The following is a 14521-nucleotide window of genomic DNA, read 5'->3' as shown; positions in this document are numbered from 1 at the left end:
CGGCCGGTCAGTCGACCTCCTTGAGGATCCGCTCGACCGTGCCCACGCTCTTCTGGAGATCCGCGAGGCGTCCGTCGAGTTCGGTGAGTTTGCGTTCGGTCTCTTCCTGCGCCTGGACGGCTTTTTCGGCGAGCCTGCGGTATTCCTGTTCGCGCGCGAGCGCGCCCCTGGCCCGGATGGTCGCGCCGAACTGCCACACGACCACCGTGATCACCACAGTGAGGAACACGAAGATGCCGATCAGCCCGGCGACCTCCTGCCATTGATGCCACTTCACGGTCGTTCCCCCTCATCGCCCGGTGTGGACGTGCCCGGTGTCGGTGTACTCAGCGTCGGCGCCGCGGCGGCGATGGTGTCCGGGCTCAGCTCGACCAGGAACGGTTTCACCTCGTAGAACTTCATCGCTTTCCCGTCCTCCGACAGCTCCAGGGTGGCCGACACGAGACCGGCCGCCTCCAGTTTGCGCAGGTGGAGCTGCAACAGTGCCCGGCTGATGCCGAGCTCTCGCGCCAACTGGCTCACGTACGCGCGCTCCGCGCGGAGCGCCGCGACGATCCGCAGCCGATGCGGATTCGCCAGCGCCCCCAGCAGTCGCAGCAGCTCGTCGCCGGACGGTCCGGTGGCGGTCATCCCGCGCTCCTGCACATGCCAAAGAAATCTAGCAGGTGCTGGTTTGGTCTACCAGGTGCTCCAGCCAGGCGTTCGGCTCCACGTAGACACCGACGTCCAGTGCCGAGGAGGCGAGCACCGGCGCTATCCCACCCGGAACGGCCGTCAGGCCGTCCTGGAGTTCGACGCCGGTCCACGCCTTCCACTGGGCGAAGGTGCCCGTGACAGTCATCGCGAACGGTGCCACTTTCACGAATCGCGCGCCGAGCCGTTCGTGCGTGCGCAGCCACGGATCCTCGGGCAGGCCGTCCGGGCGACGGCGGGCGACGTAGTCCTCAAAGGACAGTCCGGGTTCGTTCTCCTTCCCGGCCGGGCGGACCGGCACGACGAGTTTGCGCATACCTGTTTCCGAGGCGCGCTTCTTCAAGGCTTCCAACGCTTTTGTGGCCAGGCCGCCACCACGACGGCCTGGCGCGACCATCACTTCGAGGGCGATCAGCGTATTCGTCTCACGGGCGCTCATCAGGTCTTCTGCGGCCCAGATCAAGGCGGCGTCCCAGCCGTGGTCCGGCAGTTCCGGACGTTCGGCCGTCGGGAATCCGACGGGTACGGCGGCCGCTCTCGCCACCGGGACATCGTCTTCCAGCAGGACGAGGAAGTATTCCGGCCAGCGGGCGGCCAGGTGGGACGACTTCGCCAGCAGGCCCGCCAGGCCGTGCTGGAGGAATTCGCCGCCGACGCCGCCGAGGCCGAGCGCGGGCTCGCGCAGCTCAGGCCGGGTGGCCAGGTCTTCGATCACGATCATGTCCTCAGTAGACCCGAGGACACGCAATTCTCACGAGGTGCTTTTCAGCTGGTGTGAACGCCTAGCGCACGGGCAGCGCGCGGCGCCGTCCGGTGATACCGGTGGTGTTGAGGTTGGCGCGCTCGCCGGCGGAGTGCCCGTCGAGGTAACCACTGCCGGACAGCCGCCTGGGCGGCGCCGAACGAAGATCACCGTATTGCTCATCGTACGCCTGTTTGACCATCGCCGTCCGGTCCTGGATCACCAGTTCGGCTGAACGGTGGCCCGCGGTGGCGGTGTGGGTGCGGGCCGCGGTGTCTTCGCTGTTGCGGAGCCTTTCGTAGACCGCGCCGGAGAACCCGTGCAGCCAGGTGCGCCGGTAGGCGGCCAGCGATTCGCCCGCGAACACCCGGTTCTCCGGGCGGACCCTGGTGAGCTGGGTGGTCGCCTGCAGCAGCAGGCTCGTGTACAGCAGTTCCGCCCGCTCCAGATCGGAGCGGAAGCCGAACACCGTCACCGCGGTGACCGACTGGCCGAGCCGGTGCAGCAGGGCCCGGCAGCGCAGCGGATGCGCGATGTTCGTGAGCAGTCCCGCCTTGTCCCGGCTGTACGGGTTGTCGAGCGGGATCATGATCTGGGTGATCTCGTCGGCGGTCGCCCCGGAGGCGGCCAGCAGGGCCTGATCGATGCCGTACCGGGCGATCAGCTCGGCGGCCTTGGTGTTGTACGACTCGGCCTCGGCCTCGGTGACCGCCGGGTCCTCCGCCTTCGCGAGGAGTTTCCGGACTCGCGCGAGCAGCGTGTCATGGTCGGGCATGGCCCTCCTTCCTGATTGGGTTGGAGCGGGTCAATCTAGGAGAGAGGTCCGACAATATTCGGGCGGGATGTTCGGATCCCGGCAAGGGGGCGGTATGGCGACGGACGTGTCGGTGGTCGGTTCCGGCCCGAACGGGCTCGCGGCGGCTGTCCTGCTGGTCAGGGCGGGGCTGTCGGTCGAGGTGCACGAGGCGGCGGACGAGATCGGCGGCGGGACGCGCACGGCTTCGCTGTTCGACGGCGAAGTCCGGCACGACATCTGCGCCACCGGGCATCCGATGGCCGCGGCGTCCCCCTTCTTCCGCTGGTTCGGCCTCGCCGGGCACGGAGTCGACCTCCTGCGGCCGGAGATCGCGTACGCGCACCCGATCGACCGTAACCGCGCGGGACTCGCCTATGAAGATCTCGACCGGACCTGTGATGCCCTTGGTACGGACGGCTCCCGGTGGCGACGGCTGATGGGACCGCTGGCCGGGCACAGCCGTGAGCTGGCCGATCTCCTGCTCGGCGACCTCCGTCACCCGCCGCGCGACCCCCGGGTCGCCGCTCTCCTCCCCGCCCGGGTGGCGATGCTCGCTTCCGGGCTGGAGCGCCGCCTGTTCGCTGGCCCGGAAGCGCCCGCGCTGCTCTCCGGCGTCTCCGCGCACGTGATGAGCCGTCAGCCTTCGCTCGCCGCCGCGGGCGCGACCCTTCTGCTCGGCCACCTCGCGCATTCGACCGGCTGGCCGATCGCCCGCGGCGGAAGCCAGGCCATCACCGAGGCGCTCGCCGCCGACGTCCGCGCGCACGGCGGGCGGATCCACACCGGCAGCCGGATCACGGACCTGCGGCAACTGGCGAAGTCGCGGACGGTGATCCTCGACATCGCCCCGCGTGGTTTCCTCGGTATCGCCCGCGACCTGATGCCGCCGCGATACCGGAAGGCGCTGGAGTCCTACCGCTACGGTCCTGGCGCGGCGAAGGTCGATTTCCTGGTTTCCGAACCGATTCCGTGGGCGGTCCCGGAGGTCGGCAAGGCGGGCACGGTCCATCTCGGAGGTACGCGGGACGAGGTGTACGCCGCCGAAAACGCCATCGTGCGCGGCGAAGATCCGGAAGACCGTTTCGTGCTCGTCTCCGATCCGATGGCGATCGACCCGTCCCGCGGGCTGCCGGGCAAGCGGCCGGTGTGGGCGTACTGCCATGTGCCGCACGGGGATCCGCGGGACGTCACCGAGATCGTCCGGCGGCGGATCGAACGGTTCGCACCCGGTTTCTCCGACACGATCCTCGCGAGCCGCTGCCTCACCGCTCCGGAACTGGAGTCCTACAACGCGAACTATCCCGGCGGTGACGTCGCCGCCGGCGCGGTGAATCTGCGCCAGGTGCTCGGACGGCCCGTCGCGCGCTGGAATCCGCATCGCACCCCGCTCGGCGGTGTCTTCCTGTGCTCGGCCGCGACGGCACCGGGGCCCGGGGTGCACGGGATGGGCGGCTGGCACGCAGCGAAATCCGTACTGGGCAAGGACTTCGAAAGCGTGATTCACGGATCTCGTGGCCGCACAAGGCCCGTTTCGTAGGCGACCACCACGGCCTGGGCCCGGCTCGAAATCCTGAGTTTCGTCATCAACCGGTTCAGATGCGTCTTCACCGTGGCTTCGCTGACCAGCAGGCTTCGCGCGATGTCGGAGTTCGGCACGCCGGTGCCGACGAACCGCAGCACCTCGAGTTCGCGTTCGGTCAGCCCGGTCAGGGCGGGCGGGGCCGTCGGCTTTTCCGGCGGGGCCTGGGTGAAGGCCTCGACCAGGCGACGGGTGATGGTCGGGCCGAACAGCATGTCGCCGCGCGCGACGGCGTGGATCCCGGCGATCAGGGTCTCCGGCGGGCTGTCCTTGAGCAGGAAGCCCGCCGCGCCCGCGCGCAACGCGGTGTAGACGTACTCGTCGAGGTCGAACACCGTCAGCATGAGCACGTTCGGCTTGTCCGGCCCGGCGTGCGCGAGGATCCGTTCGGTCGCCTTGACCCCGTCGAGTTCGGGCAGCCGGATGTCCATCAGGATCACGTCGGGACGCAGTTCAAGGGCCTTCTCGACGGCTTCGAGCCCGTTTCGCGCCTCGCCCGCGACCCGCACGCCGGGAACGGCGTCGAGCAGGGCGACGAAACCCGCCCGGACGAGATCCTGGTCGTCGACCACCAGCACACTCGTCACCGGGCTCGCTCCTGCGGAAGATAGGGAAGGGTCAGTTCGATCGCGAAACCACCGGATCCGGCCGGTCCCATTTCGATCGAACCACCGTACATTCTCGCCCGTTCCCGCATTCCGATGAGGCCTTGTCCGGCCGGATTGGGTGGTGGTGTCTCCTCGGAAGCGGAATTGCGGACGCTGAGCACGAGCGCCTCCTCGCCGTATTCGAGGACGAGTTCCGCACGCGCCTTATCCGCGTGTTTCAGTACGTTCGTAAGCGCTTCCTGAGCGATTCGGTAGGTGCACAGTTGCTGTCCCGGAGGAAGTCGTCGCGGCTCACCGAGAGTCCGCGACGTCACCGCGAGGCCGGCTTCACGCACACGGGTGACCAGCGCGGGAAGGTCGGCGAGGCCGGGCTGCGGACGGTACTCGTGGGGTTCGTGCCGCGGCGGGCGCAGCACCCCGAGCAGGCGCCGCAGTTCGTCGAGCGCTTCCGTGGTGGTCCCGGTGATGGTGTCCAGCGCGGTGCGCGCGGTGCCCGGGGCGGATTCGAAGACGTAACGTGCGAGGTTCGCCTGCACCGCGATCACCGAGATGTGGTGGGACACGACGTCGTGCAACTCGTGGGCGATGCGGATGCGCTCCTCGACGACGGCCTGTTCCGCTTCGAGCCGGATCTCCCGTTCCGCGCGGACGGCGCGTTCCACCATCCGGTCCGCGCGCAGGTAGGCGAGCCGTCCGACGATGATCGTGCCCGCACATTGCGCGACCAGGCGCGTCGTGTCGACCACGAAGGACGGCACCTCCCCGAGCACGAGCCCCAGTTCGAAAAGGGTGACCCACGCGATGGTCGGCGCCACCGCCTTCGCGGGCGGGTACCGCGCCCACACCGTGTACGCGGCGATAAAGGCGGAAGGTTCGCCCAAAGTGGCCCGGTAGCCCAAGGCGGTGTAGACGGTCATGAGCGAAACCGAGGCGAGCAGGACCGCGATCGGATGACGGCGGCGCATGATCAGTGGGAGCGCGATGGACACCGCGAGGGCGACGACCCCGGCCTCGACCGGGTCGCCGAACGAGCCGCCGCGAGGTGCCGCCCCCAGCCCGAGGAGAGTGGCAGCGGCCGCGGTGATCAGGCAGTCGGTGAGCAGTGGCCGTGCGCGGAGGAGTTGAAAGGGCTGAACGAGGGGCGGCACTTCCGCAAGTTACCGCCGGAGTGTCGAGCCGCCCAATTCCTGCAACCAGCGCGGTATTCGCTCGTCGGCATACCGCCAAGGTTTACCCCGGCTTCCGACTCGCGGGGATTCCGCTCGGTGATCCATCCGGATAACGTCGAAGCAGGATGGATATTCCATTCCCCAACTCGGCGAAGAGGATGACCTCCTCCGGGTAAGAGGGCCTTCGGGAGGGGATATCCCGAGTAGGCCGCCTCTTCGCCGAGCCTCAGCCCAGATAGGCGTCGAGCGTGACGGCCAGCGCCCTTTCCGGTGAAGGCGCGAAGCTCGCGCCCGCCAGCCCACCCCAAAGCCACAGCTGGGCGAGACCGTGCAGGGACGCCCACAGCGAGGACGCGAGCAGCCGCGGATCGGTCGCGGGATGCCAGTCGTCGTCCTGTACTTCGGCGACCAGTGCGGCGAAGAAGTCGAACACCGCGCTGCTCACCCGCGTGAGTTCGGCGTCGTCCGGGTCGATCAGGTCGCGGCGGAACATCAGCTCGAACATCGCCGGATTGGCCAGCGCGAAATCGAGGTAGCCGTGGCAGGCGGCGATGAGCCGTTCGCGCGGTGTCCCGTCCGGCAGGCCGGTGCCGCGATCGAGCAGTTCGGTGTAGCCGCGGGTGGCGACCGCCGAGAGCAGGGCCGCGCGGCCGGAGAAATGCCGCAGCGGCGCGCCGTGCGAGACGCCGGCGGCCTTGGCGATTCCGCGCAGTGTCACCGCGCCGACGCCTTCTTCGGTCAGCAGGTTCGCCGCGGTGTCGATCAGGCGGGTTCGGGCGCCCACGAGCGGGTCTCCTCAAGGACGGGCAGAAGGTCGGGGCGTTTCGGCAGGAAGCCGTCTCCCGGCTGACGGCCGCTGAGCCGGTTGCGGAACCGGCTGACCGCGACAGGAAGGACTTCCCTCCCCAGCCAGCGCAGGTCCGCGCGCAGGCCTGGGCGTTCCGCCGAACCGGGGAGCGGGGCGAGCCAGGCCGGGTCGTGAGTGACGCCGAGTTTGCCGAGTACGTGCCCGGCCAGGCGCCGGTGGCCTTGCTCGGACAGGTGCAGCCGATCCGGGCCGAAGTAGCGGGAATCGTGCGCGGCGTCGTCCGGCCAGAGGTCGACGAGGGTCGCGCCGTAGCTGACGGACGCCTCGCGGACGGCGTCGTTCAGCGCGACGAGACGCGGGCGCATGCGGTGGCCCATCGGCATGCGGTGGGAGATGTCGCTGAGGGTGAAGGTGACGACGACGGGCGCGATCTCCGTGCAGGCGCGGATGGCCGTGTCGACGCGTCGGGCGACCGTGCGCGCGTCCCAGCCGCGGCTCATCACGTCGTTGCCACCGCCGAACAGCGCGATCAGATCCGGCCGCAGCCCGCTCGCCGCCGGGGTCTGCTCGGTGTGGATCTGGTCGAGCCTGCGCCCGCGGACCGCGAGGTTGGCGTAGCGGAAACCGGGCTCTTCCTCAGCGAGACGTGCCGCGACGAAGTCGGCCCAGCCTCGGTAGAAGCCACCCGACGGATGCGGATCGGCCAGCCCTTCGGCGCAGCTGTCGCCGAGCGCGACGAAACGTTGGTAGCCCATCCAGATCTCCGTAACCGCGAGTTCACCTTGTAGACACTGTCTATCAAACTGATGTAGACGCTGTCTACTCGGCGGCTCGTGGCAGGTGTCCCGTCCGGAGGAACCCTTCGGGTTCCGGGGAAGTTTTCGGGTCTGACTTCGGGTGTTCGGGTCTACCGTTCGGGTCGCTGACGACCGGCCGAGGCAGGGCGGGACAATGACGCGGTGCCGAAGCTTGATCTTTTGCCCGGCGGTGCCCCGCCTGCGCTCGCCGAGCAGTTCGAGGTCGGCTACGTCGACGAAGACGGCCAGCGGCGCCTCCCGCTCACCGAGGCGTGGTCCGTGCCGTTCGAGGCGTGCCAGCCGGCACGCGGGTTCCCTTCCTACAAGGACCAGCGCAACCACATCGGCCAGTGGTGGACCGCCACCAACGGCGACCTGGTCGGCTACGAGTCCTGGCTGGAGCGCGACCGGTTGATGCTGCTCGACTTCGATCCGAATGTCGTCGGTATAGCCCTGTTCTTGCAAGGAGTGAAATGATCCATCTTTCCTTCGACCTTCCGGAGCCTAGTTCTCCCTGGCGTACGACCTGGGACGGCGCTAGGCAACGCGATCCCGCAGACATCTCGGAGGTAGACCTTCGCTACAAGTACTTCGGGGTCAACGTCGAGATGGTCGTGGACGACGTTGAGATCATCTCGAAGAGCAGGTTCGTGACGCTCGTGGACCTGGCGCTGTCACTCCGCGGAGCGGCCGATCGGATTTCTCGTGGGGAGGATGCGGCATTTGGCTTCACGGAAAGCGAGGAGGTGATCAGACTTCGTCAGGTTGACGACCGAATATCGGTGAGCTCGTCGAAGAATTCTGGAGATTCCTCACTAATGCGAGAAGAATTACTGGAGAAGGTCTCGGAGTTCCTTCACTCGGCGCATGCGCGCCTGGTTGAAGAAGTTCCAGGGCTTAGCGAGAACCCGGTCGTCCGCAGAATAACCTAACGACCTTGGGGTTCGCGGGCCCACAAGGTCGTACGACGAGCTGCGGCCATCCGGTGACTTGAACGGGGCGAGGAACTCGCCGAGAAACTGTTGGCGCCACCGACTCGTGCGAACGGCGTAGCCGCTGGGAAGACCCGGCCCTGTGCGATGCAAGACTGGATCGCCCGACCAGCGACGGAAACAGGTCGCGCCAGCCAGTAAACCAGGGTTCGTTGGGGCGGAGTTCAACATCACCGAGTTCGTCGAGACGCAGTTCAGCAGCGATACTCCCCAGCTGGAAGGGGCAGCGGCACCACGCGGGTCAGTGGCGGACCGCGACCTTCGGCGGCCTGGTCGGCCGCCGAATCCGAAAGGTTGCCCGAACAACTCGGCGGACCCGATGTTCGAACCTACTTTTCGTGTCGCAGGCAAGCGGCCTGCCCATCCGAAGAGCAGAAGCGGACAGGACAGCAGGCTCGCGTCATGATCGACGATGTCGCGAAAGAGTGCTTGCACAGCGATCTGCGAGAGATCCGCGAGGTGCTGCTCTGGAAGCTCGACGGGCTGGATGAGTACGACATCCGCCGTCCCCTGACCCGGACCGGGACCAACCTTCTCGGTTTGGTGAAGCACCTGTCGCTGTGGGAATCCCGGTACTTCGGCGAGGTTTTCGGCAGGCCGTTCCCCGAATCCCTGCCCCGATGGGACGACCTCGGGCAACGCGGCGCCGACCTGTGGGCCACCGAGCACGAGACGCGTGAGGAGATCACCGGCCGCTATCGACGCGTCTGGGGGCACTCCGACGCGACGATCACGGCCCTGGCCATCGATTCGCCTGGTCACGTGCCCTGGTGGCCGCGACCTCGGGTGATGCTGTTCAACGTCCTGGTCCACATGCTCACCGAGACCAGCCGTCACGCCGGACACGCCGACATCCTGCGTGAACAAGTGGACGGCTCGACGGGGACGGCCGCCGATTACGCCGCCCAGCAGCGCGACGCGACCTTCTGGGAATCCCGGCGCGAACAGATCGAGCAAGCCGCCACGGCAGCCGTCAAACTCGGCCGGACAGGACCCGAGCACGGTGGGTGAAGGCGACGGCGCGCCGCGGATCGCCGTCCGGGAGCACTCGGCACAGCGCGTCGACGATCTCCAGGTCGTCGGCCCCGCAGGAGGTCTCCCAGTACGCCCACAGCGCCGCCGCGTCCCCGCTGCCGAGCGCGACCCGCCGGACCGACGCGGTGACCGACTCGCGCTCCTCGCGGACGGCGGGCGACTCCGATTCGGCCAGTAGCGGCCCCCGGAACGCGTTCGCGGAGGCGCTGACGTCGCCTCGTTTGAGTGCCGCGCGGACCCGCAGGAAATCGGCGTCCACCTCGGCGGAGAGCCGGTACGGCCGGGTCTGCACGATCTCCGGGCCGAGCTGCGTCCGCAGCCGGTGGATCTCGGCGCGCACCGTCACCGGGTTCCCGCTCTCGCCATAAAGCAGTAGTGCCAGCCTTTCCGCGGAGAGGCCGCCGGGATTCAAGGCGAGCAGCGTGAGGATCTCCGCGTGCCGCAAGGTGAACGGCACCTCGCGACCGTCCACTGTGGTCGATGGCGGGCCGTCGGTGAGGAACTCCAGCGCGAGCCGGGGGCGCCTCGACGGGCCCCGGTTCCGCAGGCGCAGCAGATAGCCCTCGCTCAACGGCTCCACCGTGCCGAGCCGCCCGTCGGGCAGGGTGACCGCGCCGCCACCGGGCCGGATGTCCACGGTGGTGGGGAGATCGTCGCAGGACTCGGCCGCCAGCACGCGCCCCTTCGCCGAAAGCAAGGCGCCCGGCATGCCGCGCAACGCCTCCAAATGGGTCATGTTGGCGACCCGCAGCCGCTCGTCGCGCAGCGCGAGCCGGGCCCGTAACTGGCCTTCGGCGAGCTGCGCGGCCGCCGTGACCAGCGCGAGCATCGCGGGATGGACCGTCCGCAGCGGACCGCTGACGTCGATCGACCCGAGCAGCGCGCCGGTCTCCGGGTCGCGCACGGGCGCCGCCGCGCAGGTCCAGCCGTGATAGGTCCGCACCAGGTGCTCGGCGGAGTAGATCTGCACCGGCTCCCCGGTGGCGAGCGTGGTGCCCATCGCGTTCGTCCCGATGACGTCTTCGCTCCAGCGCGTGCCCTCCGCGAGCATCACGCCGTCCGCGCGCCGCAGTACGCCTGCCGCGCCTTCGCGCCACAGGATGTGCCCGGCCGCGTCGGTCACGATCATCATGTGCTCGGCGTCGTCGGCGATGCTCACCAGCGTCTGCCGCAGGATCGGCAGCACCGGTGCCAGCGGATGCTCGTCCCGCAGCCCGCTCACTTCGCCGGAGTCGTAGACCAGCGGGGCGATGCCCTTGTCCGGGTCGACGTGCGCGGCCAGCGAGCGATCCCACGACGCCGACACGATCGACCTGGGGGAACGCGGCGCGGGCACACCGGAAAGGACGGCGTCGTGGACGTCCTTCAGCAGCCGCGCGTACGCCTGAGGGTCACGCGGCGACGCTTCATCTCCGGGCAGCTCCGCCACGTTTCCGAGAATAGGTGACCGGGCTCACTTCGTTGCAACGTGCGTGCAACCTCACCCGGCCTACCTTCGCCGCCAACCGCCACCCCTAGCGATGAGGCAGGAAAGATGGCCAAGTACGCGGCACCGAACACCGAAGGCAGCGTCGTCAGCTACGAGTCCCGCTACGACCACTACATCGGCGGCGAGTACGTACCGCCCGCGAGCGGTCAGTACTTCGAGAACCCGACCCCGGTGACCGGCCAGGTGTTCACCGAGGTCGCTCGCGGCACCGCCGCAGACATCGACCGCGCGCTCGACGCGGCCGAAGGCGCGGCCGCGGCCTGGGGCCGGACGTCGGTGGACGAGCGGTCGAACGTGCTGCTCCGGATCGCCGACCGGATGGAACAGAACCTCGAGGCGATCGCCGTCGCCGAGTCGTGGGAGAACGGCAAACCGGTCCGCGAGACCCTCGCCGCCGACATCCCCCTCGCGATCGACCACTTCCGCTACTTCGCCGGCGCCCTGCGCGCCCAGGAGGGCGGCATCTCCCAGATCGACGACAACACCGTGGCGTACCACTTCCACGAGCCGCTCGGCGTCGTCGGCCAGATCATCCCGTGGAACTTCCCGCTGCTCATGGCGGTCTGGAAGCTCGCGCCCGCGCTCGCCGCCGGCAACGCGATCGTGCTCAAACCCGCCGAGCAGACCCCGGCGTCGATCCACCTGCTGATGTCGCTCATCGGCGACCTGATCCCGCCGGGCGTGCTGAACATCGTCAACGGCTTCGGAGTCGAGGCGGGCAAGCCGCTCGCGTCGAGCAACCGCGTGCGGAAGGTCGCGTTCACCGGCGAGACCACCACCGGACGGCTGATCCTGCAGTACGCCAGCGAGAACATCATCCCGGTCACCGTCGAACTCGGCGGCAAGAGCCCGAACATCTTCTTCGACGACGTCGCCGCGGCCAACGACGCGTTCTACGACAAGGCGCAGGAGGGCTTCGCGCTCTTCGCGTTGAACCAGGGCGAGGTCTGCACCTGCCCGTCGCGGGCGCTGATCCAGTCCGGCATCTACGACCGGTTCCTCGGCGACGCCGTCGAACGCGTCAAGAAGATCAAGCAGGGCCACCCGCTCGACACCGAGACGCAGATCGGCGCGCAGGCCTCCAACGACCAGCTGGAGAAGATCCTTTCCTACATCGACATCGGGGTGAAGGAAGGCGCGAAGGTCCTCACCGGCGGCGAGCGCAGCGACCTCGGCGGCGAACTGTCCGGCGGGTACTACGTGCAGCCGACGGTCTTCGAAGGCGACAACAAGATGCGGATCTTCCAGGAGGAGATCTTCGGCCCGGTGGTCTCGGTGGCGAAGTTCGACGACTACGCCGACGCGCTGAAGATCGCCAACGACACGCTGTACGGCCTCGGCGCCGGTGTCTGGTCACGCGACGGCAACACCGCCTACCGCGCCGGCCGCGACATCCAGGCGGGCCGGGTGTGGGTCAACAACTACCACGCGTACCCGGCGCACGCGGCCTTCGGCGGTTACAAGGCGTCCGGGATCGGGCGCGAGAACCACAAGATGATGCTGGACCACTACCAGCAGACCAAGAACATGCTGGTGTCCTATTCGGACAGTGCGCTCGGGTTCTTCTGATGGCCGAGCGGGTCGGCTTGACACCGGCCGCCGCGGATCTGCTGCGGCGGCTGGTGTCAGTCCACGGACCGGTGATGTTCCACCAGTCCGGCGGATGCTGCGACGGGAGCGCGCCGATGTGTTATCCGGCGGGCGAATTCCGCACCGGGATGTCCGACGTCCGGCTCGGCGACCTGGTCGTCGAGGGGATCGAGGACGTCCCGGTGTGGATGTCCGGACCGCAGTTCGAGTACTGGAAGCACACACATCTGACCATCGACGTCGTTCCGGGCAGGGGAAGCGGATTCTCCTTGGAGGCGCCCGAAGGAGTCCGCTTCCTGACCCGCTCCCGGTTGTTCAGCGACGAGGAGTCGGCGGAGCTGAACGGCCCAGCAACGCGATGAGCCGGTCACCCGGCCCGGCACCCGGCGGTGCCTCGACAGCCTGGTCGAAGGCGCCGCCGGGCCCGCGCACCGGCGTGACGTCGGGATAGCGGCTCGCCACGCCCAACGCGGCCGTCGCGAGTTCGTCGTCCCAGAGGTGTTCGCGGCCGAGCGCGGCGTCGAGGTCCCAGCCGTGGACGAGGTTGTCGACGAAGAGCACGGCCAAGGCGTTCTTCCCGGGGAGCGGGCCGAAGTTTCCGAAGTCGAAGGTCTTCTCCAGGGCCTGGGCGTCGAAGGCTGCTAGGAACTCGGCGGAACTTTCCGCGTAGGACCCGGTGAGGTCGCCGTCCGTCGTCGGCCGGGTCTTCCTGGGGCGGCCGGACGCCTCCGCCGCACGGTGCTCGTTGTTGTCGATCAGGTGTTTCACGATGTCGCGGACGGTCCACTCGGCGCAGGGGGTCGAGCGGTCCCAGTCGTCCGTACCGATTCCGGTGATCGTGGTCCCGGTCGCGTGATGAGCCCGGGTCGTCAGGGCGAGGAGATCCATGGCGGCAAGATATACGAACGGTCGTGCTATTTTCTAGAGTGTGAGCACACTCGAAGTGAACGAGGTCTTCGTCGGGCGGCCGTCCGTGCTGGGGACGAAACGCGATGTCCCGGTGTACAGCGCGATCTCGAAATCGCGGGTCGGGGCGCCCTTTTTGGAACTTGGCGAAATCAATCTGGCCGGGGACGACCAGGCGGACCGCACCGTCCACGGCGGCGCGGACAAGGCGGTCTACGTCTATCCGGCCGCGCACTACCCGGACTGGTCGGAGCGGGGTTTCCCGGTGGTCGCGGGCGATTTCGGGGAGAACGCGTCCGTGCTGGGGGCCGACGAGCACGAGGTTCGCATTGGCGACGTCTGGGCCTGGGGAGACGCGCTGGTCCAGGTCTCACAGCCGCGGACGCCGTGTTTCAAGCTCGCGATGAAGACCGGGCGCAAGGACGTCATCCCGGCGATGATCGATTCCGGCCGCAGCGGCTGGTACCTGCGGGTGCTCCGGACGGGTGCGGTCCCGACCTCGGGACGCATGACGCTCGAAGAACGCGATCCGGCGAATCCGACGATCGCCGAGGTGTACGTCGCGTCGTTCACCAACGTCGCCCAGCTGGACGACGATCGCCGGACCGCGTACTGGGCGCTGCTGGACCGGGTGCTGGCGACGTCGTCGCTTTCCCGGCAGTACCGTGACGGCCTGGAATCGGCAAAACGGCGGCGAGAGGAACGGAATGCCGGGTGACGGCCGGGTGGCCCGCGGGGACGCGACGAGGCGGATCGTGCTGCGGCGCGCCGTCGACATCGCGTCCGTCGAAGGGCTCGACGGGTTGTCCCTCGGCAGGCTCGCCGCCGAGCTGGAACTGAGCAAATCGGGTGTGTTCGCGTTGTTCGGTTCCAAGGAGGAACTGCAGCTCGCGGCGGTCGAAACGGCGAGCGCGATCTTCGCGGAGAACGTCGTCGCGCCGACCCTGGAGGTCGAGCAGGGGATCGCGCGGCTGCGCGCGCTGTGCGCGAACTGGCTGGACTACTCGGAACGCCGGGTGTTCCCCGGCGGCTGCTTCTTCTTCAACACCGGTGCCGAGTTCGACGCGCGGACCGGCCGGGTCCACGACGCGGTCGCGAACGTGAGCCGCGCTTTCGCCCAGTTCATCCGGTCCACCGTCGTCGAAGCGCGCAAGGCCGGGCAGCTTCGCGAGTCCGTCGAGGTGAATCGGCTGGCCTTCGAACTGCACGCCCTCGGCCGGGCCGCGAACGCCGATTCGGTGATGTTCGGCGGCACGGAGCCCTACGTGCTGGCCCGTGCCGCCATCACCGCCCGCCTCGACGCCGCGGCGAGCTGAC

General features: G+C 68.5%; 18 protein-coding genes. 8 read left to right on the top strand and 10 right to left on the bottom strand.

Annotated elements, in window-relative coordinates; translation table 11 throughout:
* Positions 1-7 precede the first annotated feature (7 nt).
* The 4 genes from ACZ6YV_RS09605 to ACZ6YV_RS09590 all read right to left on the bottom strand — a co-directional run bounded on the left by ACZ6YV_RS09605 (position 8) and on the right by ACZ6YV_RS09590 (position 2210).
* Positions 8-277 (bottom strand): hypothetical protein, encoded by a 270-nt coding sequence (locus ACZ6YV_RS09605; RefSeq protein ID WP_125791739.1) that lies wholly within the window; start codon positions 275-277, stop codon positions 8-10.
* Positions 274-630, bottom strand: coding sequence for an ArsR/SmtB family transcription factor (locus ACZ6YV_RS09600; protein WP_465509186.1), 357 nt, complete (start codon positions 628-630; stop codon positions 274-276). The genes ACZ6YV_RS09605 and ACZ6YV_RS09600 overlap by 4 nt, the downstream gene beginning before the upstream one ends.
* Positions 631-658: 28 nt before the next feature.
* Complete coding sequence (locus tag ACZ6YV_RS09595) at positions 659-1414, bottom strand: GNAT family N-acetyltransferase (protein WP_465509185.1); 756 nt, start codon at positions 1412-1414, stop codon at positions 659-661.
* Between the two features lie 61 nt (positions 1415-1475).
* Positions 1476-2210 carry a DUF2786 domain-containing protein gene (locus ACZ6YV_RS09590; RefSeq protein WP_465509184.1) on the bottom strand — a complete coding sequence of 245 codons (735 nt, stop codon included), beginning with the start codon at positions 2208-2210 and terminating at the stop codon, positions 1476-1478.
* Between the two features lie 94 nt (positions 2211-2304).
* Between ACZ6YV_RS09590 and ACZ6YV_RS09585 the strand changes: the two genes are divergently transcribed.
* Positions 2305-3768, top strand: a complete 1464-nt coding sequence (locus tag ACZ6YV_RS09585) for a phytoene desaturase family protein (RefSeq protein ID WP_465509183.1) — start codon at positions 2305-2307, stop codon at positions 3766-3768.
* Here ACZ6YV_RS09585 and ACZ6YV_RS09580 read toward each other — a convergent pair.
* From ACZ6YV_RS09580 to ACZ6YV_RS09565, 4 genes are all read right to left on the bottom strand, one after another.
* A complete protein-coding gene (locus tag ACZ6YV_RS09580; protein WP_465509182.1) occupies positions 3732-4397 on the bottom strand; it encodes a response regulator in 666 nt (221 codons plus the stop codon). The genes ACZ6YV_RS09585 and ACZ6YV_RS09580 overlap by 37 nt on opposite strands.
* The gene (locus ACZ6YV_RS09575) at positions 4394-5566 is read right to left on the bottom strand and encodes a sensor histidine kinase (RefSeq protein ID WP_465509181.1); all 1173 of its coding nucleotides are present in this window, start codon (positions 5564-5566) and stop codon (positions 4394-4396) included. The genes ACZ6YV_RS09580 and ACZ6YV_RS09575 overlap by 4 nt, the downstream gene beginning before the upstream one ends.
* Before the next feature lie 247 nt (positions 5567-5813).
* On the bottom strand, positions 5814-6371 hold the full coding sequence (locus ACZ6YV_RS09570; RefSeq protein WP_465509180.1) for a TetR/AcrR family transcriptional regulator: 558 nt from the start codon (positions 6369-6371) through the stop codon (positions 5814-5816).
* Entirely contained in the window at positions 6350-7150 is an 801-nt protein-coding gene (locus tag ACZ6YV_RS09565; protein WP_465509179.1) for an SGNH/GDSL hydrolase family protein, read from the bottom strand. Before ACZ6YV_RS09565 ends, ACZ6YV_RS09570 begins: the two co-directional genes overlap by 22 nt.
* Positions 7151-7354: 204 nt before the next feature.
* On the opposite strand from ACZ6YV_RS09565, the gene ACZ6YV_RS09560 reads away from it, so the two are divergent.
* The 3 genes from ACZ6YV_RS09560 (at position 7355) to ACZ6YV_RS09550 (ending at position 9195) form a co-directional block, all read left to right on the top strand.
* Positions 7355-7669, top strand: a complete 315-nt coding sequence (locus ACZ6YV_RS09560) for a hypothetical protein (protein WP_465509178.1) — start codon at positions 7355-7357, stop codon at positions 7667-7669.
* Positions 7666-8124, top strand: a complete 459-nt coding sequence (locus tag ACZ6YV_RS09555) for a hypothetical protein (RefSeq protein ID WP_465509177.1) — start codon at positions 7666-7668, stop codon at positions 8122-8124. Before ACZ6YV_RS09560 ends, ACZ6YV_RS09555 begins: the two co-directional genes overlap by 4 nt.
* A 462-nt stretch (positions 8125-8586) precedes the next feature.
* Positions 8587-9195 (top strand): DinB family protein, encoded by a 609-nt coding sequence (locus tag ACZ6YV_RS09550; protein ID WP_465509176.1) that lies wholly within the window; start codon positions 8587-8589, stop codon positions 9193-9195.
* Here ACZ6YV_RS09550 and ACZ6YV_RS09545 read toward each other — a convergent pair.
* Entirely contained in the window at positions 9158-10648 is a 1491-nt protein-coding gene (locus ACZ6YV_RS09545; RefSeq protein WP_465509175.1) for a GAF domain-containing protein, read from the bottom strand. The genes ACZ6YV_RS09550 and ACZ6YV_RS09545 overlap by 38 nt on opposite strands.
* A gap of 105 nt (positions 10649-10753) precedes the next feature.
* Between ACZ6YV_RS09545 and exaC the strand changes: the two genes are divergently transcribed.
* Together exaC and ACZ6YV_RS09535 are read left to right on the top strand one after the other, a co-directional pair.
* The gene (gene exaC / locus ACZ6YV_RS09540; RefSeq protein ID WP_378240037.1) at positions 10754-12277 is read left to right on the top strand and encodes an acetaldehyde dehydrogenase ExaC; all 1524 of its coding nucleotides are present in this window, start codon (positions 10754-10756) and stop codon (positions 12275-12277) included.
* The gene (locus tag ACZ6YV_RS09535; RefSeq protein ID WP_465509174.1) at positions 12277-12660 is read left to right on the top strand and encodes a DUF779 domain-containing protein; all 384 of its coding nucleotides are present in this window, start codon (positions 12277-12279) and stop codon (positions 12658-12660) included. The genes exaC and ACZ6YV_RS09535 overlap by 1 nt, the downstream gene beginning before the upstream one ends.
* Here ACZ6YV_RS09535 and ACZ6YV_RS09530 read toward each other — a convergent pair.
* Complete coding sequence (locus ACZ6YV_RS09530) at positions 12614-13186, bottom strand: TIGR03086 family metal-binding protein (RefSeq protein WP_465509173.1); 573 nt, start codon at positions 13184-13186, stop codon at positions 12614-12616. The two genes, ACZ6YV_RS09535 and ACZ6YV_RS09530, sit on opposite strands and share 47 nt — an antisense overlap.
* A 40-nt stretch (positions 13187-13226) precedes the next feature.
* Between ACZ6YV_RS09530 and ACZ6YV_RS09525 the strand changes: the two genes are divergently transcribed.
* Complete coding sequence (locus tag ACZ6YV_RS09525) at positions 13227-13922, top strand: MOSC domain-containing protein (RefSeq protein ID WP_465509172.1); 696 nt, start codon at positions 13227-13229, stop codon at positions 13920-13922.
* On the top strand, positions 13912-14520 hold the full coding sequence (locus tag ACZ6YV_RS09520; RefSeq protein ID WP_465509171.1) for a TetR/AcrR family transcriptional regulator: 609 nt from the start codon (positions 13912-13914) through the stop codon (positions 14518-14520). The genes ACZ6YV_RS09525 and ACZ6YV_RS09520 overlap by 11 nt, the downstream gene beginning before the upstream one ends.
* The last annotated feature ends 1 nt before the right edge of the window (position 14521 follow it).

The sequence above is a fragment of the Amycolatopsis sp. NPDC102522 genome, assembly GCF_055584485.1.
The sequence above is the reverse complement of the archived record's forward strand: the minus strand, read 5'-3'. Positions and strand labels throughout refer to the sequence as shown.

Bases quoted from the DNA above. Each gene is read 5' to 3' on its own strand.
- ACZ6YV_RS09600 (WP_465509186.1), bottom strand. From the start codon at position 630: ATGACCGCCACCGGACCGTCCGGCGACGAGCTGCTGCGACTGCTGGGG.
- ACZ6YV_RS09595 (WP_465509185.1), bottom strand. From the start codon at position 1,414: ATGATCGTGATCGAAGACCTGGCCACCCGGCCTGAGCTGCGCGAGCCC.
- ACZ6YV_RS09590 (WP_465509184.1), bottom strand. From the start codon at position 2,210: ATGCCCGACCATGACACGCTGCTCGCGCGAGTCCGGAAACTCCTCGCG.
- ACZ6YV_RS09585 (WP_465509183.1), top strand. From the start codon at position 2,305: ATGGCGACGGACGTGTCGGTGGTCGGTTCCGGCCCGAACGGGCTCGCG.
- ACZ6YV_RS09565 (WP_465509179.1), bottom strand. From the start codon at position 7,150: ATGGGCTACCAACGTTTCGTCGCGCTCGGCGACAGCTGCGCCGAAGGG.
- ACZ6YV_RS09555 (WP_465509177.1), top strand. From the start codon at position 7,666: ATGATCCATCTTTCCTTCGACCTTCCGGAGCCTAGTTCTCCCTGGCGT.
- ACZ6YV_RS09550 (WP_465509176.1), top strand. From the start codon at position 8,587: ATGATCGACGATGTCGCGAAAGAGTGCTTGCACAGCGATCTGCGAGAG.
- exaC (WP_378240037.1), top strand. From the start codon at position 10,754: ATGGCCAAGTACGCGGCACCGAACACCGAAGGCAGCGTCGTCAGCTAC.
- ACZ6YV_RS09535 (WP_465509174.1), top strand. From the start codon at position 12,277: ATGGCCGAGCGGGTCGGCTTGACACCGGCCGCCGCGGATCTGCTGCGG.
- ACZ6YV_RS09530 (WP_465509173.1), bottom strand. From the start codon at position 13,186: ATGGATCTCCTCGCCCTGACGACCCGGGCTCATCACGCGACCGGGACC.
- ACZ6YV_RS09520 (WP_465509171.1), top strand. From the start codon at position 13,912: ATGCCGGGTGACGGCCGGGTGGCCCGCGGGGACGCGACGAGGCGGATC.